At 61.5% G+C, this 23,400-nt stretch carries 20 protein-coding genes; 10 read left to right on the top strand and 10 right to left on the bottom strand.

Going from position 1 to position 23,400, the window contains the following annotated elements; translation table 11 throughout:
- Positions 1-11: 11 nt before the first annotated feature.
- Both BLR92_RS01705 and lapB read left to right on the top strand, forming a co-directional pair.
- Positions 12-317 (top strand): lipopolysaccharide assembly protein LapA domain-containing protein, encoded by a 306-nt coding sequence (locus BLR92_RS01705; RefSeq protein WP_089724895.1) that lies wholly within the window; start codon positions 12-14, stop codon positions 315-317.
- Positions 318-1,502 carry a lipopolysaccharide assembly protein LapB gene (lapB, locus tag BLR92_RS01700; RefSeq protein WP_089724893.1) on the top strand — a complete coding sequence of 395 codons (1,185 nt, stop codon included), beginning with the start codon at positions 318-320 and terminating at the stop codon, positions 1,500-1,502.
- Positions 1,503-1,515: 13 nt separating this feature from the next.
- On the opposite strand, the gene pyrF is transcribed toward lapB, so the two are convergent.
- Positions 1,516-2,217, bottom strand: coding sequence for an orotidine-5'-phosphate decarboxylase (pyrF, locus tag BLR92_RS01695; RefSeq protein WP_089724891.1), 702 nt, complete (start codon positions 2,215-2,217; stop codon positions 1,516-1,518).
- 221 nt (positions 2,218-2,438) lie between these two features.
- On the opposite strand from pyrF, the gene BLR92_RS01690 reads away from it, so the two are divergent.
- Positions 2,439-2,705, top strand: a complete 267-nt coding sequence (locus tag BLR92_RS01690) for a ComEA family DNA-binding protein (RefSeq protein WP_089724889.1) — start codon at positions 2,439-2,441, stop codon at positions 2,703-2,705.
- Between the two features lie 128 nt (positions 2,706-2,833).
- Here the strand turns inward: BLR92_RS01690 and BLR92_RS01685 are convergent, their stop codons facing one another.
- Positions 2,834-3,595 carry an SDR family oxidoreductase gene (locus BLR92_RS01685; protein WP_089724887.1) on the bottom strand — a complete coding sequence of 254 codons (762 nt, stop codon included), beginning with the start codon at positions 3,593-3,595 and terminating at the stop codon, positions 2,834-2,836.
- Positions 3,596-3,765: 170 nt separating this feature from the next.
- Here BLR92_RS01685 and BLR92_RS01680 point away from each other — a divergent pair, with 170 nt between their 5' ends.
- The 4 genes from BLR92_RS01680 to BLR92_RS01665 all read left to right on the top strand — a co-directional run bounded on the left by BLR92_RS01680 (position 3,766) and on the right by BLR92_RS01665 (position 7,475).
- Entirely contained in the window at positions 3,766-4,281 is a 516-nt protein-coding gene (locus BLR92_RS01680; protein ID WP_089724885.1) for an FxsA family protein, read from the top strand.
- Positions 4,282-4,470: 189 nt separating this feature from the next.
- Complete coding sequence (locus BLR92_RS01675) at positions 4,471-4,764, top strand: co-chaperone GroES (protein WP_089724883.1); 294 nt, start codon at positions 4,471-4,473, stop codon at positions 4,762-4,764.
- A 70-nt stretch (positions 4,765-4,834) separates the two neighbouring features.
- Positions 4,835-6,469 carry a chaperonin GroEL gene (gene groL / locus BLR92_RS01670; protein ID WP_089724882.1) on the top strand — a complete coding sequence of 545 codons (1,635 nt, stop codon included), beginning with the start codon at positions 4,835-4,837 and terminating at the stop codon, positions 6,467-6,469.
- 250 nt (positions 6,470-6,719) lie between these two features.
- A complete protein-coding gene (locus BLR92_RS01665; protein WP_089724880.1) occupies positions 6,720-7,475 on the top strand; it encodes an RNA methyltransferase in 756 nt (251 codons plus the stop codon).
- Between the two features lie 73 nt (positions 7,476-7,548).
- Here BLR92_RS01665 and rpsA read toward each other — a convergent pair whose 3' ends face one another.
- The 7 genes from rpsA to BLR92_RS01630 all read right to left on the bottom strand — a co-directional run bounded on the left by rpsA (position 7,549) and on the right by BLR92_RS01630 (position 17,993).
- Entirely contained in the window at positions 7,549-9,225 is a 1,677-nt protein-coding gene (rpsA, locus tag BLR92_RS01660) for a 30S ribosomal protein S1 (protein WP_089724878.1), read from the bottom strand.
- Between the two features lie 187 nt (positions 9,226-9,412).
- On the bottom strand, positions 9,413-10,120 hold the full coding sequence (gene cmk / locus BLR92_RS01655; RefSeq protein WP_089724876.1) for a (d)CMP kinase: 708 nt from the start codon (positions 10,118-10,120) through the stop codon (positions 9,413-9,415).
- Positions 10,117-12,378 carry a bifunctional prephenate dehydrogenase/3-phosphoshikimate 1-carboxyvinyltransferase gene (locus BLR92_RS01650; protein ID WP_089724874.1) on the bottom strand — a complete coding sequence of 754 codons (2,262 nt, stop codon included), beginning with the start codon at positions 12,376-12,378 and terminating at the stop codon, positions 10,117-10,119. Before BLR92_RS01650 ends, cmk begins: the two co-directional genes overlap by 4 nt.
- A gap of 2 nt (positions 12,379-12,380) precedes the next feature.
- The gene (pheA, locus tag BLR92_RS01645; protein ID WP_089724872.1) at positions 12,381-13,472 is read right to left on the bottom strand and encodes a prephenate dehydratase; all 1,092 of its coding nucleotides are present in this window, start codon (positions 13,470-13,472) and stop codon (positions 12,381-12,383) included.
- 15 nt (positions 13,473-13,487) lie between these two features.
- On the bottom strand, positions 13,488-14,570 hold the full coding sequence (gene serC / locus BLR92_RS01640) for a 3-phosphoserine/phosphohydroxythreonine transaminase (protein ID WP_089724870.1): 1,083 nt from the start codon (positions 14,568-14,570) through the stop codon (positions 13,488-13,490).
- Positions 14,571-14,629: 59 nt separating this feature from the next.
- Positions 14,630-17,446, bottom strand: a complete 2,817-nt coding sequence (gene gyrA / locus BLR92_RS01635; protein ID WP_089724868.1) for a DNA gyrase subunit A — start codon at positions 17,444-17,446, stop codon at positions 14,630-14,632.
- A 112-nt stretch (positions 17,447-17,558) separates the two neighbouring features.
- Complete coding sequence (locus BLR92_RS01630; RefSeq protein WP_089724865.1) at positions 17,559-17,993, bottom strand: acyl-CoA thioesterase; 435 nt, start codon at positions 17,991-17,993, stop codon at positions 17,559-17,561.
- Between the two features lie 229 nt (positions 17,994-18,222).
- On the opposite strand from BLR92_RS01630, the gene BLR92_RS01625 reads away from it, so the two are divergent.
- Positions 18,223-19,149, top strand: a complete 927-nt coding sequence (locus tag BLR92_RS01625) for a recombination-associated protein RdgC (protein WP_089724863.1) — start codon at positions 18,223-18,225, stop codon at positions 19,147-19,149.
- Positions 19,146-20,306, top strand: a complete 1,161-nt coding sequence (locus BLR92_RS01620; RefSeq protein WP_089724861.1) for a 1-acyl-sn-glycerol-3-phosphate acyltransferase — start codon at positions 19,146-19,148, stop codon at positions 20,304-20,306. Before BLR92_RS01625 ends, BLR92_RS01620 begins: the two co-directional genes overlap by 4 nt.
- A 213-nt stretch (positions 20,307-20,519) precedes the next feature.
- On the opposite strand, the gene BLR92_RS01615 is transcribed toward BLR92_RS01620, so the two are convergent.
- Positions 20,520-22,004, bottom strand: a complete 1,485-nt coding sequence (locus BLR92_RS01615) for a TrkH family potassium uptake protein (RefSeq protein WP_089724859.1) — start codon at positions 22,002-22,004, stop codon at positions 20,520-20,522.
- Between the two features lie 80 nt (positions 22,005-22,084).
- Here BLR92_RS01615 and BLR92_RS01610 point away from each other — a divergent pair, with 80 nt between their 5' ends.
- Positions 22,085-23,293: a cation diffusion facilitator family transporter gene (locus BLR92_RS01610; protein ID WP_089724857.1), complete on the top strand. Its 1,209-nt coding sequence runs from the start codon at positions 22,085-22,087 to the stop codon at positions 23,291-23,293.
- The last annotated feature ends 107 nt before the right edge of the window (positions 23,294-23,400 follow it).

Below are 23,400 nucleotides of genomic sequence, written 5' to 3'. Positions count from 1 at the left end.
AGGAAACCGCTATGCGTTGGCTCAAAGGTCTGCTGCTGGCCATCATCCTGTTGGTGGTACTGTTGCTCGGCATACTTTTCGCCGTCAACAACCAGCAGGCGTTGCCACTGAACCTGATCTGGGTGGAGCTACCGCCGGCTTCGCTGTCGCTTTGGCTACTCATCGCCCTGGCTTGCGGCGTGATACTCGGCATGCTGGCGATGAGCGGCGTCTATCTGCGCCTGCGCGCACTGCTGACCCGAGCACAGCGGCACAACCAGCAACAGCGCAAGGAACTGGATCGCCTACGCATTCAGGAGTTCAAGGAAAGCCCCTAAATGCCCGATCTGCTGCTGCTGGCCCTGCTGTTGGCGGCAATCGCCATTGGCTGGTGGCTGGGCCGTCGCGAGCCGTTACGCTCTCGTGGCCGGACCCGGCAACACGCCACCCTCTCACGCGATTACTTCGTGGGCCTCAATTACCTGCTTAATGAGCAGCCGGACCGCGCCATCGAGACCTTCGTGCAGGCCATCGAGGTCAATAGCGATACCATCGAAACGCATATCGCCCTCGGCAACCTGTTCCGCTCACGCGGCGAAGCCGATCGCGCGGTGAAGATCCATCAAAACCTTCTCGCCCGCCCCACGCTGTCGACCGGACAGAGCGATCAGGTGCAACTCGAACTGTCACGCGACTTCCTGCATCTTGGCTTGCTCGATCGCGCCGAGCGCCTGCTCCAGCAATTGATGCGCGACACCGGCGACGATGGCATGCGCCAATCGGCCAAGCGCTTGCTGGTCGATCTGCTCGAGCGCGAGCGGGAATGGCAATCCGCGCTCGATGTCGCGCTTCCGCAACTTATCCGTCAGGACGAGACCGTGCGCCGTGCCGCGCCCCATTGGCTGTGTGAACTGGCGCAGCAGGAGTTGCGCTCCGCCAGCCCTTCCTTGGCGCGCAAGCGGTTACGCCAGGCCCTGAGCATCGACGAGCACTGCGTGCGCGCCAACTGGCTGTTGGCCGAGATCGAGCGCGACGCCGGCAACTACAAGGCCGAGATTCGCCTGCTGCGGCGCATTCCCGAACAGGATCGCGCTTTCACGCCGATCATCCTCGAGCCGTTGCGTGCGGCTTTTCTCAAACTCGAGGACGAGAATGGCCTGGAGCGTTGTCTCCATCAACTGATCCAAGCCACGCCGCATATCAGCGCCGTGATCATGCTGGCGCAATCGCTGGAGCGCCGCGAAGGCAGCGTATCCGCGGCTGAATTCGTGGGCAAGCAACTGGCGGCGACGCCCAGCCTGCGCGGCATCGATTATCTGATAAACCTGTACCTGCTCGACGCCGAGCCGGCTCAGCATGAACGTATCGCCCTGCTCAAGCAGCACAGCGGCAAACTGCTCGAAGCCCAGCCACGCTTTCGTTGCCAGCGCTGCGGATTCTCTGGCGCGCAATTGCATTGGCAGTGCCCGCGCTGCCGCAGTTGGGGCGCCACCAAGCCGATCATCGGCCTGGAAGGCGAATGAACGACACCATCGGCTAGTCAATCAGTTCGCGCTCGATAGCTTCCAACGCGGCCATCGGGTCGTCGGCCTGGGTCACCGGTCGACCAATCACCAGATGCGTGCTACCAGCAGCCATGGCGTCCGCCGGTGTCAGCACGCGGCGCTGATCGCCAACGCCGGCGAATGACGGCCGGATGCCCGGTGTCACCTTGAGGAAGTCATCGCCGCATAGCTCGCGCACCCGAGCGGATTCCCGCGCCGAACTAACCACACCGGCCATGCCGCTTTGCTGGGCCAGGCGAGCCAATCGCTCGACCTGCTCCAGTGGTTCGATATCCAGCCCGATTTCGGCCAAATCCACTCGCTCCATGCTGGTCAGCACCGTTACCGCGATCAGATGCGTGTGCAGGCCATGCCGCTTCAGGCATTCGCTTGCGGCCTCCATCATCCGCCGCCCACCCCCGGCATGCACATTGACCATCCACACGCCCTGCTCCGCGGCAGCCTGAACGGCGCCCGCCACGGTATTGGGTATGTCATGAAACTTGAGATCGAGAAACACCTCGAAGCCACGTCCATGCAGGGCCTCGAGTACGTCAGGGCCGCTGCGAGTGAAAAGCTCCTTGCCGACCTTGACCCGGCAACGCCGAGGGTCGAGACGATCGGCCATGCACAGCGCAGCATCCAGCGATGGGTAATCGAGAGCAATGATCAGAGGAGATTCGGGAGAAGGCATGAAGGCTCCGGTAGCCGGTTTTTGCGCCAGTATATCAGCCCGAGCCATCACGCTTAATGCACGCGTGTCGTCAGACGAAGTCACCGTGTAAGCAATATCTCCGGCTATAAAGCGGCAATCTCTTACACAAACTATCGGCAATCTCGCTACACAACGTCGTGTTTCCTCTCTAGTGTGGAACAGTCTGTAACAAGGCTCCTCTAAATCGGCAAGGAAACACGATGAGAACAATCTTCAAAGCGCTGACATTCAGCTTGCTGCTCGGTATCGCTCCGCTGGTGCTGGCCCAGGAGGCCGCCACCGTAAACGTCAACACCGCCGAGGTGGAAACGCTGGCCCAGCTCCCTGGCATCGGTAGCACCAAGGCGCAGGCCATCGTTGCCGATCGCGCTGCCAATGGCCCCTACAAGAGCGCCGACGATCTCGATCGCGTCAACGGTATCGGTGCCGCTACCATCGAAGGGTTGCGCGACCGCGTCGCGTTCTGAGCGACGCGTCATGTTATGGAAGAGGCATGCCATGGATGGCATATCGCGTAGCTGAAGCCATCATGTATCGGCCCCCAGCCCCGCTACCCCAAGGATTGCTGAAGAAATAGCCAATACATGGTGATTCCTTAGATACGCAGCCCGCCATCACACTCGATGACCCGTCCACTGAAGTAAGCATTCTCGAAAATGAAACGCACGCTATCAGCGATGTTTTCCGGCTGGCCGAGGCGTCCCAGCGGAATACCCTTGGCAAGCTTTTCGAGAATGTCGGGACGCATCGAAGCGGTCATTTCGGTTTCAATGAAACCCGGCGCCACCGCGCCGACACGGATACCATGTCGCGCCAACTCCTTGGCCCAGGTGACGGTCAAGGCCACGACGCCAGCCTTGGCGGCGGCATAGTTGCTCTGCCCCATGTTGCCGGCGCGTGAAATACTCGAGATATTGACGATCACACCCTTGTGTCTCGCCGCCACCATCTGACTGGCCGCCTCGCGACCACATAGAAATACCCCGGTCAGATTGACATCGACCACCTGCTGCCATTCGGCCAGCGACATGATCTTCTCGACTCGACCGTCCTTGGCCTTGACCAACAGGCCGTCACGCGTGATACCGGCGTTGTTGACCAGCCCGCTGATCGGCCCCATCCACTCGTGAATCGCGGCGAAGACATCGACGACCGATGTCTCGTCGGCCACGTTGGCAACGAACGCCCGAGCATCGAGCCCGGCTTCGCCTAACGCCCCGACGGCCTGATCCAGCGCATCGCTTTCCAGATCGATGAGCGCCAACCGTGCGCCACGCTCGCCGAGACTCTGCGCCATGGCCAGGCCCAAGCCACGAGCGCCGCCCGTAATCGCAATTACCGAGCCCTTCAGTTGCATGCCATACCCTCCAACTCTTCCTAATTGTGCACTGCAATATAACGAACATAGCATCTCATCCGATACTGGACCATCGACGCATGACAGCGGCGTACCAAATGGATACCCAAGCCTTGCATTTCAGCGCACAGCCTCCATTTTTGCAGGTAATAACGCGATCCGGAGTTACCATGCCACTACTCATCGTCTTTACCTTGTTCGCCCTGCTGGATTTTATCGTCCTGTTTGCCATCGGCTCCGAGATCGGCTTGCTGACGACCTTGCTGCTGATTGTCGCTACCGGCTTTGTGGGCCTACATCTGGTGCGCCGCGAGGGCGTCGCGACCTTGCGGCGTGCCCAACAGCGCCTGGAGCAAGGCGAAATTCCCTCGAATGAGCTGATGACCGGCGCCGCGCTGATCTTCGGTGGCGCGCTCCTGATAGCGCCGGGCTTTCTCTCCGACACCCTTGGCCTGATGTGCCTGCTGCCTGTCTCGCGCCGCCTGCTGGGCAGATTGCTCACGCGGCTTCCTTCCAAGGTTCGCGGCTTCGGCGCCTCCTCGCACTACCGACACGGCACCGACGGCTGGAACCCGGACAGCCGAAACGCCAACGAAAACCGACGTGACGAAAGCCCAGGACACGGACCGGAAAATACCTCACCCATCGAGGGCGACTTCATCGCCAAGGATGAGCCTCGTCACTGAAAAAATTTTTCGTGCAAAGCCCTTGAAAGGGCTATACGCGGCCCCATCAAGGGGATCAGTAAACCGGTTTCGGTCGATGGGCATAACGCCATTGGCCATTGACAATGGAGGGTTTCGACCCTCCACCCTGGAGCTCGGCTCAACAGGGATTATGCGCTTAGTCATGTAACCATCAGGAGAACGTGAGCAATGAACATCCGTCCCTTGCACGATCGCGTCGTCGTCCGTCGCGTGGAAGAAGAACAGAAAACTGCTGGCGGCATCGTGCTCCCGGGCAATGCCCAGGAAAAACCGACTCGTGGCGAAATCCTCGCCGTCGGTAACGGCCGGATTCTCGACAACGGCGAAGTGCGTCCGCTGGACGTCAAAGTCGGCGACAGCGTCATTTTCAAGGAAGGCTTTGGCGTCGAGAAGCAGAAGATCGACGGCGAAGAAGTCTTGATCATGAGCGAGTCCGATATTCTTGCCGTGGTGGAAGGCTGATTAGCGGCAGGCATCGCCCCGCTTCTTACTCCGAACCTCGTTTTTAGCACTGATTCAGGAAGCAACGACAATGGCAGCGAAACAAATCAAGTTCTCAGACGACGCTCGTAAGCGCATGGCGCGTGGTGTCAACGTTCTTGCCGACGCGGTCAAAGCGACGCTGGGCCCGAAAGGCCGCAACGTGGTACTGGAAAAATCCTTTGGCGCACCGACCGTGACCAAGGACGGCGTTTCCGTCGCCAAGGAAATCGAACTCAAGGACAAGTTCGAGAACATGGGCGCGCAAATGGTCAAGGAAGTCGCTTCCAAGACCTCCGACGTCGCCGGTGACGGCACCACCACCGCGACCGTACTGGCCCAGTCCATCGTCAACGAAGGCCTCAAGGGCGTCACTGCCGGCATGAACCCGATGGACCTGAAGCGCGGCATCGACCAGGCGGTCATCGCGGCGGTCAAGGAAATCGAGAAGCTGGCCGTGCCCTGCACCGACTCCAAGGCCATCGCCCAGGTCGGCACCATCTCCGCCAACGGCGACGCGCGCATTGGCCAGATCATCGCTGAAGCGATGGAGAAGGTCGGCAAGGAAGGCGTTATCACCGTCGATGAAGGCCGTGGCTTCGAAGACGAGCTGGAAGTCGTCGAAGGCATGCAGTTCGACCGCGGCTATCTGTCACCGTACTTCGTGACCAATCAGGACACCATGGCGGTCGAGCTGGAAGACCCGCTCCTGTTGCTGGTCGACAAGAAGATCTCCAACATCCGTGAACTGCTCCCGGTGCTGGAAAGCGTCGCCAAGGCTGGCAAGCCGCTGGTGATCATTTCCGAAGACATCGAAGGCGAAGCGCTAGCCACGCTGGTGGTCAACAACATGCGCGGCATCGTCAAGGTCGCCGCCGCCAAGGCGCCCGGTTTCGGCGATCGTCGCAAGGCCATGCTGCAGGACATCGCCATCCTCACCGGTGGCACAGTGATCTCCGAGGAAGTCGGCTTGACACTCGAGCAGGCCAACCTGGATCACCTGGGCAATGCCAAGCGCATCACCATGTCCAAGGAAAACACCACCATCATCGATGGCGCTGGCGTCGAAGGCGATATCGAAGCGCGTGTCAGCCAGATCCGCGCCCAGATCGAAGACACCTCTTCCGACTACGATCGCGAGAAGCTTCAGGAGCGTGTCGCCAAGCTGGCTGGCGGCGTTGCCGTCATTCGCGTGGGCGCCGCTACTGAAGTCGAGATGAAAGAGAAGAAGGCCCGCGTCGAAGACGCCCTGCACTCCACTCGTGCAGCCGTCGAAGAAGGTGTCGTGCCTGGCGGCGGTACCGCGCTGATTCGTGTGTTGACCCAGCTCAAGGAGCTCAAGGGCGATAACGAAGATCAGACTCACGGCATCGCCATCGCGCTGCGCGCCATGGAGTCGCCGCTGCGTCAGATCGTCACCAACGCCGGTGAAGAAGCCTCCGTCATCGTCAACCGCATCAAGGACAGCGAAGGCAACCACGGCTACAACGCCCAGACCGGCGAGTACGGCGACCTGTTCGAAATGGGTGTACTCGACCCGGCCAAGGTCACCCGTAGCGCGCTGCAGTCCGCGGGCTCCGTGGCTGGTCTGATGATCACCACCGAAGCCATGATCGCCGAAGATCCGGAAGAGAAGGAAGCCGCTCCGGACATGGGCGGAATGGGTGGCATGGGCGGCATGATGTAAGCCAGCCCTACCTTCCAGGCTCAGCCTGACCCAAGCCCCGCTGGCTCTTCGCCAGCGGGGCTTTCTTCTTTAGGCTTCCAAGGTGGCAATGAACACGCTTAGGAACCGCAGGCCGACCTTCCTTTCCTCTTCTCCCTTCTTTCTTCCAGCCGCGAAGCGGCGATCTTACAGCTTATGGCTTACAGCTCATCTCTGGACTGGGTACACTCTCCATCTCTCGCATCCATCACGGCAACCCTGTTAAACCGCCATGCTCTCCAATATCCGCATCGTGCTCGTTCAGACGTTTCACCCTGGCAATATCGGCGCCAGTGCCCGCGCCATGAAAACCATGGGGCTGACCCGGCTTACGCTGGTCAATCCCCGCCGCTTTCCCGATGACCAAGCCAGCCAACTCGCCGCCGGCGCCGACGATGTGCTTGCCAATGCGCATGTGGTTGGCTCACTGGCCGAGGCGGTCGACGATTGCGTCCAGGTGATCGGTGCCAGCGCCCGCCTGCGCAACCTGCCGCTGCCGCATTTCGATGAGCCGGACGAGATGGCCAACGCCGCCATGGCCAATGCCGAGCAAGGGCCTGTGGCGCTGGTGTTCGGTCGCGAACGCTTCGGATTGACCAACGATGAAATTCGCTGCTGCACGCATCAAGTGAGCATCCCCGCCAATCCCGATTATGGTGTGCTCAATCTTTCCCAGGCAGTACAGGTGCTGTCGCACGAGATCTTCCGCGCCTGGCGCCAACTCCCCGGCAGCGATTTCCAGCAAGCAACGCCTCGCCACGCCTCCCTGCCCACCCAACAGCAGCTAACGCATTTTCACGATCATCTGCATCGCGTCATGCAAGGTATCGGGTTCCTGACTCAGCCACACGCGCGTACCGAAGACCACCTACACGCCCTGTTCGCTCGTGCGCAGCCGACGCGCAAGGAACTATCCTTGTTGCGCGGGCTGCTCAGCGCCATCGAAGAAAAAGGCGAGAAGAGCAGCGAACCGGAAAACCGATCATAAAAAAACCGCGACCTCTAGCGAGGTCGCGGTTTTTGTTTCATTCAGACGCCTCAGGGCGTCTGAAAGGGACTGATCAGTCCTGACCCATCTGCTGCTTGATCAGGTCGCCGATGGTGGTCGGGCCACCGCTCTCGACTTCCTGCTCGCGCGGCTTACTTGCGCTACGGCGGGGCTCGGCTTGATCCTTCGCCTTGATCGACAGGTTGATCGCACGATTCTTGCGATCGACGCCGACGATACGCGCTTCGACGCTGTCGCCTTCGTTCAACACGTTACGCGCGTCTTCGACGCGATCAGCGCTGATCTCGGAAGCCTTGAGCACGGCGATGACATCGGTAGCCAACTCGACGTGGGCTTCCTTGGCATCGACTTCGACCACGCGACCGGTAACGATGGCGCCCTTGTCGTTGACCGCCAGGAACTCGGAAACCGGATCGGTCTCGAGCTGCTTGATGCCCAGCGAAATACGCTCGCGCTCCGGGTCGATCGACAGGATGACCGCTTCGGCCTCGTCGCCCTTCTTGAACTGACGAACGGCTTCTTCGCCGGTCTCGGTCCAGGAGATGTCGGACAAATGCACCAGGCCGTCGATGCCGCCTTCCAGACCGATGAAGATACCGAAATCGGTGATCGACTTGATGGTACCGGCAACGCGGTCGCCCTTGTTGTAGCGGCCGTTGAAGTCTTCCCACGGATTGGTGGCGCACTGCTTGATGCCCAGCGAGATACGACGACGCTCCTCGTCGATATCCAGCACCATGACTTCGACTTCGTCGCCGACCTGGACCACCTTGGACGGGTGGATGTTCTTGTTGGTCCAGTCCATTTCCGAGACGTGAACCAGACCCTCGACACCCTCTTCCAACTCGGCGAAGCAGCCGTAGTCGGTGAGGTTGGTGACGCGGGCATGAACCTTCATGCCTTCCGGGTAACGGTCCTTGATGTTGACCCAAGGATCTTCGCCCAGTTGCTTCAGGCCCAGCGAGACGCGGTTGCGCTCGCGGTCGAACTTGAGCACCTTGACGTTGATCTCGTCGCCCACGGCAACGATTTCGGAAGGATGCTTGATGCGCTTCCAGGCCATGTCGGTGATGTGCAGCAGGCCATCGACGCCGCCCAGATCGACGAACGCGCCGTAGTCGGTCAGGTTCTTGACGATACCGTTGATCTGCTGGCCTTCCTGCAGGGTAGCCAGCAGCGCTTCACGCTCGGCGCTGTTCTCGGCTTCGAGCACGGCACGACGCGAAACGACCACGTTGTTGCGCTTGGGATCGAGCTTGATGACCTTGAAGTCGAGCTCTTTGTTTTCCAGGTGCGCGGTATCGCGCACCGGACGCACATCCACCAGGGAGCCCGGCAGGAAAGCGCGAATGGTCGCCACGTCGACGGTGAAACCGCCCTTGACCTTACCGTTGATCACGCCCTTGACGATCTCGTCCTTCTCGAAGGCCGCTTCCAGTTCCTTCCACGCTTCGGCGCGCTTGGCCTTCTCGCGGGACAGGCGGGTTTCGCCGAAACCGTCTTCCACGGCTTCCAACGCGACCTTGACTTCGTCACCGATACTGATGTTCAACTGGCCGTTGTCGTCCTTGAACTGAGCAGCGGGAATCTGCCCTTCGGACTTCAGGCCGGCGTTGACGGTAATCCAGTCGCCATCGATATCCACCACGGTCGCCATGACGATGGCACCGGGTTCCATATTGATGTCCTGGAGAGACTGTTCAAACAGTTCAGCAAAGCTTTCGCTCATGAGCATCCTACATGATCAACGTTAAATGGCGGTTGTCGCCTTCTCCGCGCCACCAGCGAGCGCGGGCCTAATCCACATGTCCCCGGGGATGTTGGCGCTGGTTCGACCTGGGCCGGCTTTCAGGTGTTTGCCGGGCCACGTCATGACATCTTGCCGGGAGCTCCGGATGTGTCGTCTCACCGAGGCCTCAGACCGAGGGCGCAAGGCCCGAATCAGCGAGAAGCTTCTGGATGCGATCCACTACGTCCGGTATCGCCAACTCGGTGGTGTCCAGCTCGACGGCATCGTCTGCCGGCTTTAGCGGGGCCACCGCACGCTGCATATCGCGCGCATCTCGAGTCTCAATCTCTTTCAAAAGACTCGGTAGACTAGCATCTACACCGGCCCTCTGCAACTGAAGGAAACGCCGCCGGGCACGCTCTTCGGCCGAGGCGGTGAGGAAGATTTTCAGCGCCGCGCCGGGGAAAACCACCGTGCCCATGTCGCGTCCATCGGCGACCAGCCCCGGCGGCTTTTGGAAGTCGCGCTGGCGCGCCAACAGTGCGCCGCGCACCGCGGGTAGCGCCGCGACCTGCGATGCTCGCTCGCCGGCCTGCTCGGTGCGAATCGCCGCGCTGACATCCTCGCCTTCGAGCAGCACCCGCGCCGAACCCTGTTCGGCAAGAAAAGCCACGTCCAGCGTTGCGGCCAATTGCGCCAGCGCCGATTCGTCGTTCAAGGCCACCGCGTGGCGCACCGCCGCCTGGGCGGTCAGACGATAAAGCGCGCCGGAGTCGAGTAGATGCCAGCCCAGTCGCTCGGCGATCAGCCGGCTGACGGTGCCCTTACCGGCACCACCAGGGCCGTCGATGGCCAGTACCGGCGCCTGCGCATGGCTATTCACACTTTCTGTCATGCGCCCTCCTCATTCACGCCCAGGCCGACACGGCACGCCAAGCCGACAAAGTCGGGAAACGACGTCGCCACGTTGGCGCAATCGTCGATGACGATCTCACCACTCGCGCGCAGGCCCGCGACAGTAAACGCCATGGCGATACGGTGATCGCCCAGGCTGTCAATGTGCCCGCCAGCGTAGCTGGGGCCGTCGCTTCCCTCACCTTCAAGACGGCCAACGATGTCGATGCCGTCTGCGTATAGCGTATTGGCGACGCCGAGTACGCCGAGGCCATCGGCCATTGCCTGCAGGCGATCGGATTCCTTGACGCGCAGCTCTTCGGCGCCGCGCAGACGCGTGGTGCCTTCGGCGTTGGCGGCGGCAATGAATAGCGCCGGAAACTCATCGATCGCCAGCGGCACCTGATCGACGGGAATATCGATGCCCCTGAGCGGCGCATAACGGATACGCAGATTGGAGACCGGCTCGCCGCCGACTTCATGCTCGTCGAGCAATTCGATATCCGCGCCCATCGCCTTGAGAATGTTGATCACGCCGATACGCGTCGGATTGATGCCGACATGCTCGAGCACCAGGTCCGAATCCGGGGTGATCGCGGCGGCGACCAGGAAGAACGTCGCCGACGAAATATCCGACGGCACGTCGATCGGCCCAGCGGATAACCGGCCGCCACCGTTGAGCCAGGCCACGTCGCCTTCACGGCCGACCGGATAGCCGAAGCCATTGAGCATGCGCTCGGTGTGATCGCGAGTCGGCGCCGGTTCGCGCACGCGCGTTTCACCCTCGGCGTACAGGCCCGCCAGCAGCAGGCAGGATTTGACCTGAGCGCTGGCCATCGGCATGTCGTAATCGATGCCCTTGAGCGATTGGCCGCCCTGGATCCTGAGTGGCGGCCGGCCGCCTTCGGCGGTATCGATCACCGCGCCCATCTGGCGCAGCGGCTTGGCCACGCGGTCCATGGGGCGCTTGGTCAACGAGGCGTCGCCGGTCAGCTCGGTATCGAAGGCCTGCCCGGCCAACAATCCGGTGAAGAGGCGCATGGCAGTACCGGAGTTGCCAACGTAGAGCGACCCGGCGGGCTTTTTCAAGCCGTGCATGCCGACACCATGAATGGTTACCCGGCCCTGGTGCGGGCCTTCGATGGCCACGCCCATCTCACGAAAGGCCTGCAACGTGGCCAGGCTGTCCTCGCCTTCGAGAAAGCCCTGAACCTGGGTGACACCCTCGGCAAGTGCGCCCAGCATGATCGAGCGGTGCGAAATCGATTTGTCGCCGGGCACGCGGATAGCGCCGCTGACGTTGCCACCCGGGCTGACCCGGTAACGGACATTGCGTTGTTCCATCGCCTGATATCTCGTCTGGTTCAAAAGGGTATCGAAATAGTGCCGGGCGTGACTGGCGCGATCGAACGTCGCCAATAGCCTGTCGCCATCGCCGGCGGCCACTGCGCTTCGCAAGCGGGTGACACCGGCTTCGAAATCGTCCAGCGCCGAGAGCACCGCATCACGGTTGGCGATGAAGATGTCGCGCCACATCACCGGGTCGCTACCGGCGATACGCGTGAAATCGCGAAAGCCGCCCGCCGCGTAGCGAAAAATATCCAGTCGCTCGTCCTGGCGCGCCAGGGTATCGACCAGCGAAAACGCCAACAGATGCGGTAGATGGCTGGTGCGTGCCAGCACCTGATCGTGGCGTTCGACATCCATTTCCAGCACGTCGGCGGCGCAAGCGTTCCAAAGCGCCCGCACCCGGGCCATGGCGTCGCGATCGGTATCCGGTTCGGGAGTGAGAATCACCTTGTGACGACGATAAAGATCGGCGTTGGACGCCGCCACTCCGGTCTTTTCCGAGCCGGCAATCGGGTGACCCAACACGAAACGCGCCGGCAGCGCGCCGAAGACCCGTTCGGCGGCGCGCCGAATCGCCATCTTGGTGCTGCCCACATCGGTCAGCACCTGCTCGTCAAGCAATGGCGCCAGCTCGCGCATCACCGACTCCATCGCCAGCACCGGCACCGCCAGCACGATCAGCGAACTGCCGGGAACCAGCGTGGCAAGCTCGCCGCCGCCGGCGTCGATCACGCCCATGCCGATGCCGCGTTCGATTTCATCGGCGTCGGGATCACAGGCGACGATCTCGCCGCCGAAGCCGGCGGCCTTGAGCGCGGCGGCCAGCGAGCCACCGATCAATCCCAGGCCGACGATCAGAATGCGTGGCTCATCGACACCGCTGGCGTCTCGCAAAGGGTCCACCGGCATACCTAGAGCACACCCTGCGGGTACGAGCCCAATACCTTGATCTCGGCGGCGCGCAGGCGGACTTCCTCGAGCACCGCGTCGACTTCGGGCTGATCGCGATGCCCCTTGAAGTCGATGAAGAACACGTAATTCCAAACCCCGGTGCGCGAGGGTCGCGTCTCCAGGCGGGTCAGATCGATCTGGTGACGATGAAACGGCTCCAATAGATCGTGCAGCGCGCCGGGCTGATTGCGCATCGCCACGACTAGCGAGGTCTTGTCGTCGCCGGACAGCGGTATGTCCTGGTTGCCGATAATCAAGAAGCGCGTCGAGTTGTCGGGGCGATCCTCGATCTTTTCGGCGACTCTCTCCAGCTCATAGAGCTTGGCCGCCATGTCGCCGGCGATGGCGGCGCTATGCCACTCGGTCTTGACCAGTCGCGCAGCCTCGGCGTTGGACGATACCGGCACGCGCTCGGCCTGGGGGTAATGGGAATCCAGCCACTTGCGACACTGGGCGAAGGACTGTGGGTGGGAATAGATGCGTGAAATCTTGTCTTTGCGCGTGGTGCCGGCCACCAGCAGATGATGATGGATGCGCAGCACCACCTCGCCACAGATACGCATCGACGAGTCCATGAAGGAATCGAGGGTATGGTTGATGACCCCCTCGGTGGAGTTTTCCACCGGCACCACGCCATAGTTGGCCGCGCCGGCTTCGACCTCGCGAAACACCTCGTCGATGGCCGCCATCGGCAGGCTCTTGGCACTCTCGCCGAAATGCTTGAGCGCCGCCTGCTGGGTAAAGGTCCCCTCCGGCCCCAGATAGGCGACCTTGACCGGCTGTTCCAGTGCCAGGCAGGCGGACATGATCTCGCGAAACAGCCGAGCCATCTCCTCGGCATCGAGCGGGCCGCTATTCAGTGCCATGATGCGGCGTAGTACCTGCGCCTCGCGCTCGGGGCGATAGAACACCGCCTGAGGATCGACAGCACTCTTGACCCGCGCAACCCGCTGCGCACAATCGGCACGCTCACTGATCAGGCGCAGAATATCGCCGTCGATGCGGTCGATGCGTTCACGCAGCTCATCGAGATCGGTCGAGGTATCGCTCATCGTTTTCTCCTGCGCTCAGCCACGGCGTTTTTCGAAATCGTCCATGAAGTCCACCAGCGCATCCACCGCCGCCTCAGGTACGGCATTGTAGAGACTCGCGCGCATGCCGCCGACGCTGCGGTGCCCCTTCAGATTGAGCAGCCCGGCTTCGTCGGCCTCGCTAAGAAAAGTGGCATTGAGGGATTCGTCGGCCAGCACGAACGGCACGTTCATCCGCGAACGGTTGGCCGGCGCGATGGGGTTGCTGTAGAAATCGCTGGCATCGATGGCCTGATAGAGCTTCGCGGCCTTGCGCTCGTTGATGGCGTCCATCGCCGCAAGTCCGCCAATATCGTTTTTCAGCCACTCGAACACCAACCCCGCCAGATACCAGGCGTAGGTCGGCGGGGTGTTGAACATCGAGCCATTCTCGGCCATCACACGGTAGTTGAACATGGTCGGCGTGTCGGGGCGCGCGCGGTCGAGCAGGTCATCGCGCACGATCACCAGCGTCAGTCCCGCTGGGCCGATGTTCTTCTGCGCGCCGGCGTAGATCACGCCGAAGCGCGACACATCCAACGGCCCGGATAGAACCGACGAAGACATGTCGCAGGCCAGCGGTAGGCCGGTGTCGGGGATGTAGTCGAAGGCCAGCCCGCCGATGGTCTCGTTAGCGGTGTAATGCAGGTACGCCGCGTCGTCGGATAACTCAATATCGCCAGGCCGCGGCACGGCAGTCAGGCCGTTGGCTTCACTGGACGCGGCCACGTGCGCGCCACCTAGGTGCCGGGCCTCGGCGATGGCTTTCTTGCCCCAGATGCCGGTATATAAATAGTTGGGCGTGCCGCCATGGCCCAGCAGGTTGTAGGGCAGCATGGCGAATTGCGTCGAGGCGCCACCCTGCAGGAACAGTACCCGGTAGTCATTCGGCACGTTCAACAGCGAACGCAGGTTGGCTTCGGCAACCTCGGCAATGGCAACGAACTCGCGGCTGCGGTGGCTCATCTCCATGACCGACAGGCCGCGCCCCTGATAATCGAGCAACTCTTCGCGGGCGCGCTCCAGCACCCGAGTAGGCAATGCGGCGGGGCCGGCACAGAAATTATAGTGGCGTGTCATCAGCGTGGTTCTCGTAGTATTACCGAAGCGACCGCCGGCTGAGCGGCGGTCGCGTTACCTCAGTTCTGGTCAGGGGTTTCGGGGTCATCGTCGACAGGCGTTTCACCGTCCCCGTCTTGCGGGCTCATGTCGGAGTCCGTCGCGGCGTTCGCCTCGTCTTGGGCAGCGTCGCCGTCCGACGGTTCGCCGTTCGACTCTTCCTCATCCGGCTCCTCGACACGCACGGTCTTGACCAGCGATTCGTTCTCGCCGAGGCGAATCAGCATGACGCCCTGGGTGTTGCGCGAGGTGGTCGAAATCTCCTCGACCCGCGTGCGCACCAGGGTGCCGCGGTCGGTGATCAGCATCATCTCGTCGCAGGTGGCCACCTGCATGGCCGCCACCATGGCGCCATTGCGCGCGCTGGTCTGCATGGCAATCACGCCCTGGCCGCCACGCCCGCGCAGCGGGAATTCCTCGAGCCGCGTGCGCTTGCCGTAGCCATTCTCGGAGGCCGTGAGGATGTAAATCTGCTCGTCGCCAGCGCTGTCGGTCATCGTGCCGGTGGCTTGTTCATTACCGGTCACGGCGTTCACGTCGGCAGTGGGTTCGTCCGTGTTTTCATTCTCGATATCGCCACTGTCGGTATCGGCTTCGGTATCGATCAGCGTCGACTTGGGAATGATCAGGCTGATCACTTCGGCGTCGCCCTGCAGGCGCATGCCACGCACACCACGCGCGGTACGTCCCATGGCACGCACCTTGGTTTCCTCGAAGCGAATCGCCTTGCCGTTGGACGACAGCAGCATGGCGTGATCGTTGCCCGAAGTAATCGCCGCGCCGACCAGCCGGTCGCCTTCGACCAGGTCGATGGCGATCAGGCCGACGCTACGTGGCCGTGAGAACTGCTCGAGCGAGGTACGCTTGACGGTGCCGCTGGCGGTGGCGAAGAAGATGAAGCTGTCCTCGCGGTACTCGCGCACCGGCAACATGGTGTTGATCGACTCGTCGTCGTCCAGTGGCAGAAGGTTGACCAGCGGCTTGCCGCGCGAGCCACGGCTGGCGGCGGGAATCTCGTAAACCTTGAGCCAGTAGACCTTGCCCTTGTTGGAGAACAGCAGCACGGTATCGTGGGTCGAGGCCACCAGCAGATGCTCGATGACATCCTCGTCTTTCATGCTGGTCGCCGACTTGCCGCGCCCACCGCGATGCTGGGCCTGATAGTCGGTGATCGGCTGGGTCTTGGCATAGCCACTACGCGAGATAGTGACCACCATGTCCTCTTCGTTGATCAGATCCTCGATGGTCAGATCGAGATGGCTGACCTGAATCTCGGTCCTTCGCTTGTCGCCGTACTGATCGCGAATCGCGATCAATTCCTCGCGAATCACTTCGAGCAGGCGGTCGGCGGAAGCCAGAATCTCGGTCAGTTCGGCGATGCGCTCAAGAATGCCCAGGTACTCGTTGAGCAGCTTCTCGGTCTCGAGACCGGTCAGACGATGCAGGCGCAACTCGAGAATCGCCTGAGCCTGAGCCGGCGACAGGCGGTACTCGCGGTGATCGTCGGAGAGCCCGAAGCCTTCTTCGAGTTCCTCCGGCTTGCACGAAGTCGCGCCGGCGCGCTCCAGCATGCCGGTGACCTGGCCGGGTTGCCAGGCGCGTTCGAGCAGCTTGTCCTTGGCTTCGGCGGCGCTCGGCGAGGCCTTGATCAGCTCGATCACCTCGTCGATATTCGAGATCGCCACGGCCAGGCCTTCGAGGATATGGCCGCGCTCGCGCGCCTTGCGCAGTTCATAGAGGGTGCGCCGGGTCACCACCTCGCGACGATGGCGCACGAAAGCCTCGAGGACTTCCTTGAGGTTCAGCGTCTTGGGTTGGCCATTGTCCAGCGCGACCATGTTGATGCCGAATACGGTCTGCAACTGGGTCTGGGCGAACAGGTTGTTGACCACCACTTCGCCGGATTCACCGCGCTTGACCTCGATCACCACGCGCAGGCCGTCCTTGTCGGACTCATCGCGCAACTCGGCGATACCGTCAATACGCTTGTCCTTGACCAGTTCGGCGATTTTCTCGATCAGTCGCGCCTTGTTGACCTGATACGGCAACTCGGAAATGACGATGTGATCGCGACCGGACTTCTCGTGATATTCGACGGTATGCCGCGCTCGCACGTAAATACGCCCACGCCCGGTGCGATAGGCATCGAGAATACCTGCCTTGCCGTTGATGATGCCGCTGGTGGGGAAATCGGGGCCCGGGATGTACTCCATCAGGTCATCGATGGTCAGGGTATAATCATCGATCAGCGCCAGGCAGCCGTTGATGACCTCGACCATATTATGCGGCGGAATGTTCGTCGCCATGCCCACGGCGATGCCCGACGACCCGTTGATCAGCAGATTGGGCAGCTTGGTCGGCATCACGTCGGGGATGCGCTCGGTACCGTCGTAGTTATCGACCCAGTCGACGGTCTCCTTTTCGAGGTCGGCCAGCAGCTCGTGTGACAACCGCGCCATGCGCACCTCGGTATAACGCATGGCCGCGGCGCTATCGCCATCGATGGAACCGAAGTTGCCCTGACCATCGACCAGCACGTAGCGCATCGAGAAGTGCTGGGCCATGCGCACGATGGTGTCGTAGACCGCACTATCGCCATGCGGGTGATATTTACCGATGACGTCGCCGACCACACGGGCGGACTTCTTGTAAGGCTTGTTCCAGTCGTTGCTGAGTTCGTGCATGGCGAACAGCACGCGCCGATGCACCGGCTTGAGGCCATCGCGCACGTCGGGCAGCGCACGGCCGATGATCACGCTCATCGCGTAATCGAGATACGACTGTTTCAGTTCGTCCTCGATGTTGACTGGCAGAATCTCTTTGGCGATGTCACCCATGGGTCGTCGAATCCTTTGCACTGCGACTGGTAAGCACTGGCCTGTGGCAGCCAAGCGATCGACGGATTATATCATCGCGCGACGGATTAAGGCAGCGCGCGTCACGGTGGGTTTAGCCTTGCAGAGCATTACGCGCAAGCACCAGCGGAACGAGTATCTCGCGAAGCTTTTGTTCAATCGCCATGGTGCGGCCACTGCGGGTATCGAGCAGCATGAAGGTGAAGTCGGCATCGGCGATGCGCTTGCCATCGACGACACGATGGATCGCCTGGTGCATGACCGCGCTGCGATGATTGATCGCCGAGAGCGAGGTGAGTATTTCCAGCTCGTCGTTCATCACCGCCGCCCGGCGATAATTGATATTGAGATTGACGGCGACCACTGCCAGGCCCTCATTGAACAGAGCGGCCAAATCGAACTGCTGCTCGAAATAGGCCCAGCGCCCCTCTTCCAGAAACTCCAGATAGCGCGCGTTGTTGACATGAGCGTAGCCATCGAGATGAAAGCCGCGCACGCGCACGGTGGAACGGGCGACACGATGATCCATGCTGTTATTTCCTGTTAAGAAAAGTAAAGGCAACGGTTGAATACTAGCCAGCCCCCGGCCAGGCATCAAACGTCAGTTTGAAAACGCTGTAACAACGGTGATTCGTGTCGCTTGAAAGCAATGGCCTGATATGGGCTTTCCACAATCGATCAACGCTAAGTCGGACGCCCGCCTAGCACCCCAGGCCGTGATTGGCCATAATGTGCCTCCTTTTCAACGGAACGACACCATGTGGTTCAAGCACTTGCATCTATATCGCGTGCATGACACACCAGCACTGGATCGCGACACCCTGAGCGAAGCACTCGACGCGCAGGCCTTTCGTCCGCTGGGCGGCGTCGAAGCCAAGCGGATGGGCTGGAGCGCTCCCGCCGGGCGCGGTAGCGAACAGCGCCTGCACGAAATCCAGGGCCATCGCCTGCTGTCGGCATTGCGCCAGGAGCGTTTGTTGCCGGCTGCGGTGGTACGCGAAGAGGTCGAGGCACGCGCCAGCGACCGTGAAGCCGCCGAGGGCGGCCCATTGAGCCGCCAGCAAAAACAGGCGCTCAAGGAGCAGGTCTACGAGGAATTTCTGCCTCGCGCCTTCGTGCGCACGCAGCGCCTGGACCTATGGTGGGATACAGGACGTGGGCTGATCGGCGTCAATGCCTCGAGCCGCAAACGCGCCGAGGATGTTCTCGACTTGCTGCGCCAGACTCTGGGCAGCCTCAAGGTCACGCCGCTGGCCACCAAGGCCACGCCGACTCGCGCCATGACCGAATGGCTGCGCCAACCGGACGAGCGCCCCGCCGCGCTGGAACTGGGCGACCAGGTCGAACTCAAGTCCAACGGCGATGAAGGCGTGCTGCGGGGCCGCCAGGTGGACCTGGATGGCGAAGAGATTCAGACTGCGCTTAGCGCCGGCCGCCAAGTCACACGCCTGGCCTTTACCATCGACGAAGCCTTGACGCTGGTGCTCCACGACGACTTGGCCATGAAATCGATGCGCTTCGCCGACGCCCTGCTCGATGAAGCCAGCCAGACCGATGACGGCGACGACCCGATACTGCGCTTGGAAACCGATTTCGCGCTGATGACCCAAACACTCTCCAATACACTCGAACAACTTATCGACTGGCTGGGTGGCGAAGCCACGCCCGCCGCGCCGACACCATGACAAAAACGCTCGATCAGGATGCTTTCGAGAGCATTCGCCCATACCACGACAACGAAGTCGCCGAGGTGCTCGCCCGTCTTGCGCATGACAGTGAGTTTCTCGATGCCATCACCCGCTATCGCCTGCCGCGCCTGGCGAATCACGCCCCTTGGCTGGCACGCCGCCTGGCGGGCTTCGCCCTGCAGCGGCAGATGCGCGGCGTAACCAGCGTACGCGACCTGCAGGAGCGCATCTCCGTGTATATGCGGCGCATGCTCGCCACCAGCACGGACGCCTTCGATGTCGAGGGGCTGGACAAGCTGGACCCCGAGCGCGCCTACCTGTTCATAGGCAATCATCGAGATATCGCTCTCGACCCGGCGTTCGTCAATTACGCGCTGTATCAGGCTGGGCGCAATACGGTGCGCATCGCCATCGGCGACAACCTGCTGCAAAAGCCCTATGTCACCGACCTGATGCGCCTCAACAAGAGCTTCATCGTACCGCGCTCGGCCCGCGGCAAGCGTGCCATGCTCGCCGCCTATCAGGCGCTGTCGGGCTACATTCGCCATTCGATCATCGCAGATAACCATTCGATCTGGATGGCGCAGCGCGAGGGGCGCGCCAAGGACGGTATCGATCGCGCCGATCCGGCCATCATCAAGATGCTGACCATGGCCCGTCGCCAGCAGGACAAGAGCGCCAGCCTCGGCGATGCCATCCGTGAATTGCGCATGGTGCCGGTGTCGATCAGTTATGAGTACGATCCCTGCGATTTGCAGAAGGCCCGCGAATTGCATGCCGTGCATAGCGAAGGACGCTACGAAAAAGTCGAATTCGAAGACATTCGCTCCATCGTCGCCGGGATTACCGGCGCCAAGGGGCGCATCCAGCTTACGTTCGGCGAACCGCTGGATGCGGATTTCGAAACCCCCGACCAGGTCGCCGACGAAATCGACCGTCAGGTACTCGATGGCTACCACACCTTTCCCAGCCACCAACTGGCGCTGGAAGCCAGCGGACAGGCACCGGAACTGCTCGATTTAAGCGAGGTCACCGACGCCGACCGCGCGCGCTTCACGGCCCGGCTCAACGAGGTTCCCACGCACCTGCGCGACTGGTGGCTGGCGCAATACGCCAATCCGATACTCAATCGGGCGGGGCGAATTAAAGGCTGAAGATGGAAGAAGGAAGAGCCCTTCGGGCTGAAGAAAGAAGTCGGAAGAGAAAAGCAGCCTTGGGAGAAAGACTGGGTGTTCTCTTCAAAGCGCGCAGCGCCGTTCTTCCCTCTTCAAGACGCGAAGCGTCGTACTTCCGTCTTATTTCTTCAAGGCGCGCAGCGGCGCTCTTCCAGCTTCCAGGCGCATAGCGCCGCTCTTCTAGCTTCAGGCTTACTTCCGCCAGAACATCGGCGTAAACAGCACTAGCACGGTGAGGATCTCCAAGCGCCCCATCAGCATCCCTAGAGACAGCAGCCATTTGGCGGCGTCGGGTAGCGTGGCGAAATTGCCCGCTGGGCCGATGATATTCCCCAACCCCGGCCCGACGTTGGCCACCGCCGTGGTCGCCCCGGTCAGCGCGGTGACCAGATCCAGCCCCATCACTGCCAACCCCGTCGCCAGGCCGGCGATGGTGATGAAATAGAAAAACGAGAACGCCACCACGCCGCGCACGATATCGTCGGTCAGCACGCTGCCATTGTAGCGCTGGGAGAAAACGCCATGAGTGTGTACCAGCGAGCGGAGTTGATTGAGCAGCATCAGCATGGCGATCTGAAAGCGGAATATCTTCAGGCCACCGCTGGTCGAACCACTGCAGCCACCGACGAAGGTCAGATAAAAGAACACGACAACCGCCAGCGGGCTCCACTGGGTATAGTCTTCGGAGGCATAACCGGTGGTGGTGACGATGGAAACCACGTTGAAGCTCACCTGGGTCAACGCCTCGAAGGCCGGCACACCACGCAGGAGTTGATAAGCGGTCAACACAGCAATGACCATCAATAACAGCCACAGCAGGCCGCGCACCTGCTGGTCGCGCCACAACGCTTTGGGCGAGCCACGCAGGGCACGAATGTAAAGCACGAAAGGCAATGTGCCGCAGAGCATGAACAGCGAGGCCAGCCACAGAATCACCGGCTGCTCGGCATAGGCGCCAAACGAGGCATCGGAATTGGCGAAGCCAGCCGTCGCTATTGAGGTCATGCCGTGAACCACCGCATCCAACGGGAGCATGCCAGCCAACCAGTAGCATGCGATAGCCACCATGGAAAGCCCGAAGTAGACCAGTAGGGTCGCCTTGGCGATACCGCCGGTGCGCGGCATGACCTTTTCCGACCAGTCGGACGATTCGGTGTGAAACAGCCGCATGCCGCCAACTTTCAGAAACGGCAAAATGGCGATCGCCATGACGATGATGCCGACCCCGCCGAGCCATTGCATCATGCCGCGCCACAGCTTGAGGCCATCCGAAAGGCGTTCGATGCCGACGAGCACCGTCGAGCCCGTCGTGGTAATCGCCGACACCGACTCGAAAACCGCATCAGTAAATGACAGCTGCGGCGCCCCCAGAGCCAGCGGCAGGCTGGCCAGGCCGCTGATCGTCACCCAACTCAACGTAGTCAGCACGAACATCTGGCGCGGCTTGAGCTCAATCTCCACACGCCGGGTGAGTAACCACACAAGCCCGACGAGGGCCAGTACCGTCAGTATCGACAGACCGAAGGGGCGGCTATCGGGGTCGCTCTCGACGACCAGTACCAGCCAGGGCACCACCATGAACAGGGCTAGAACCAACCACAGCATGGACAGTACCTTGAGCACCGGCGCCCAGTCGTTCGCCAACTGCTCCATGCGTGGCAGCCGAATCGATGGCATTGATGTCCTTCCCTTGCGTCCTTGTGATTGGGCGGCAACTATAGCGCAGAAGTGTCTTATATTCTTCGGGATGGCATTAGATGAACCAACGCAACTCCCACGACACAGCCCCTGATAACACGGCACTCGATAACGCCGCTCTTCACGAAGCCAATACCCGGGCCGCTCACCGGGTTACGCTGATCGGCGCCATTCTCGATACACTGCTGGGGCTGGTCAAGGTAATCGCCGGCATCATCGTGGGTTCCGCGGCGTTAGTCGCCGATGGCATTCACTCCTTTTCCGACCTGGTTACCGATGTCTTCGTGCTTGTTGCCACCCACTACGGTCGGCAGGCGCCGGATCGCAACCACCCCTATGGCCACGGCCGTATCGAAACGATGGGCACCCTCGCGCTGGGTAGCGTACTGATCTTCGTCGCCGGCGGTATCGCCTGGGCCAGCTTGAGCCGTTTGCTGGATGGCGTCCCTATCGCTCCGCCCGGCTACTGGGTGATAGCCCTGGCGGCCGTGTCGCTAATCGTCAAGGAGTGGATATTTCGCTATACCCTGCGCGTCGCCCGGAAAATCGGCTCGCGCCTGATCGAAGCCAACGCCTGGCATTCGCGCAGCGACGCCCTGTCGACGGTGGTAGTGCTGATCGGCTTGATCGGCGCTCAATTCGGTGTCGGTTGGCTGGATGCAGTGGCCGCCATCGGCGTCGGCCTGCTGGTCGGCAAGATCGGCGGTTCATTGTTGTGGGACGCCACTCGCGAGTTGGTCGACACCGCCCTGCCCGACGACGAACAACGCGGCATGCGAAATGTCGCACTGGACGTTCCCGGCGTACGCGACCTTCACCAATTGCGCACGCGCAGTGTCGGTGAACGGGTGCTACTCGACCTGCATCTGGTGGTGGCGCCGCGCGTGACAGTCTCGGAAGCGCATGAAGTCGGCAATCAGGTCTGCCGCGAATTGTGCCGCGCCTTTCCCAAGCTCTCCGAGGTGACCTTTCATATCGACCCCCAGGACGACTCCGAACTCGACGACCCGACCCAGTTGCCCGCCCTACCGCTGCGCAGCGATGTCGAGGCGATGCTGGAACGCGTCTGGGGCAATCTGGAGTGCTGGCGCCAGCGAGTCGCCCTCGATCTGCATTATCTCGACAATCGTATCGATGTCTCGCTGTACATCGGCGACACGTACCGCGACGCCGACTTGAATCGCCTCGCCGCGTCGCTCAGAGACGCCGGTGCATCGCTACCTTGGCTGGGCCGCTTGCGTGTGTGGCAAGGCCCGGGCAAGGCCTGATACACTGAGTTACATTAAGTTTCCCCTGAAAGTGCCGATATACACGGTATCGCCATGAAAACGCATGTCTGGCCTCACCGAGCCGCGCATTACCTATGCCAGGCCGC

Source organism: Modicisalibacter muralis (assembly GCF_900102945.1).
Taxonomy (GTDB): domain Bacteria; phylum Pseudomonadota; class Gammaproteobacteria; order Pseudomonadales; family Halomonadaceae; genus Modicisalibacter; species Modicisalibacter muralis.
The sequence above is the reverse complement of the archived record's forward strand: the minus strand, read 5'-3'. Positions and strand labels throughout refer to the sequence as shown.

What these genes read in the sequence shown, in the direction of transcription:
- BLR92_RS01705 (WP_089724895.1), top strand. Translation starts at nt 12, where the DNA reads ATGCGTTGGCTCAAAGGTCTGCTGCTGGCCATCATCCTGTTGGTGGTA.
- lapB (WP_089724893.1), top strand. Translation starts at nt 318, where the DNA reads ATGCCCGATCTGCTGCTGCTGGCCCTGCTGTTGGCGGCAATCGCCATT.
- pyrF (WP_089724891.1), bottom strand. Translation starts at nt 2,217, where the DNA reads ATGCCTTCTCCCGAATCTCCTCTGATCATTGCTCTCGATTACCCATCG.
- BLR92_RS01690 (WP_089724889.1), top strand. Translation starts at nt 2,439, where the DNA reads ATGAGAACAATCTTCAAAGCGCTGACATTCAGCTTGCTGCTCGGTATC.
- BLR92_RS01685 (WP_089724887.1), bottom strand. Translation starts at nt 3,595, where the DNA reads ATGCAACTGAAGGGCTCGGTAATTGCGATTACGGGCGGCGCTCGTGGC.
- BLR92_RS01680 (WP_089724885.1), top strand. Translation starts at nt 3,766, where the DNA reads ATGCCACTACTCATCGTCTTTACCTTGTTCGCCCTGCTGGATTTTATC.
- BLR92_RS01675 (WP_089724883.1), top strand. Translation starts at nt 4,471, where the DNA reads ATGAACATCCGTCCCTTGCACGATCGCGTCGTCGTCCGTCGCGTGGAA.
- groL (WP_089724882.1), top strand. Translation starts at nt 4,835, where the DNA reads ATGGCAGCGAAACAAATCAAGTTCTCAGACGACGCTCGTAAGCGCATG.
- BLR92_RS01665 (WP_089724880.1), top strand. Translation starts at nt 6,720, where the DNA reads ATGCTCTCCAATATCCGCATCGTGCTCGTTCAGACGTTTCACCCTGGC.
- rpsA (WP_089724878.1), bottom strand. Translation starts at nt 9,225, where the DNA reads ATGAGCGAAAGCTTTGCTGAACTGTTTGAACAGTCTCTCCAGGACATC.
- cmk (WP_089724876.1), bottom strand. Translation starts at nt 10,120, where the DNA reads ATGACAGAAAGTGTGAATAGCCATGCGCAGGCGCCGGTACTGGCCATC.
- BLR92_RS01650 (WP_089724874.1), bottom strand. Translation starts at nt 12,378, where the DNA reads ATGCCGGTGGACCCTTTGCGAGACGCCAGCGGTGTCGATGAGCCACGC.
- pheA (WP_089724872.1), bottom strand. Translation starts at nt 13,472, where the DNA reads ATGAGCGATACCTCGACCGATCTCGATGAGCTGCGTGAACGCATCGAC.
- serC (WP_089724870.1), bottom strand. Translation starts at nt 14,570, where the DNA reads ATGACACGCCACTATAATTTCTGTGCCGGCCCCGCCGCATTGCCTACT.
- gyrA (WP_089724868.1), bottom strand. Translation starts at nt 17,446, where the DNA reads ATGGGTGACATCGCCAAAGAGATTCTGCCAGTCAACATCGAGGACGAA.
- BLR92_RS01630 (WP_089724865.1), bottom strand. Translation starts at nt 17,993, where the DNA reads ATGGATCATCGTGTCGCCCGTTCCACCGTGCGCGTGCGCGGCTTTCAT.
- BLR92_RS01625 (WP_089724863.1), top strand. Translation starts at nt 18,223, where the DNA reads ATGTGGTTCAAGCACTTGCATCTATATCGCGTGCATGACACACCAGCA.
- BLR92_RS01620 (WP_089724861.1), top strand. Translation starts at nt 19,146, where the DNA reads ATGACAAAAACGCTCGATCAGGATGCTTTCGAGAGCATTCGCCCATAC.
- BLR92_RS01615 (WP_089724859.1), bottom strand. Translation starts at nt 22,004, where the DNA reads ATGCCATCGATTCGGCTGCCACGCATGGAGCAGTTGGCGAACGACTGG.
- BLR92_RS01610 (WP_089724857.1), top strand. Translation starts at nt 22,085, where the DNA reads ATGAACCAACGCAACTCCCACGACACAGCCCCTGATAACACGGCACTC.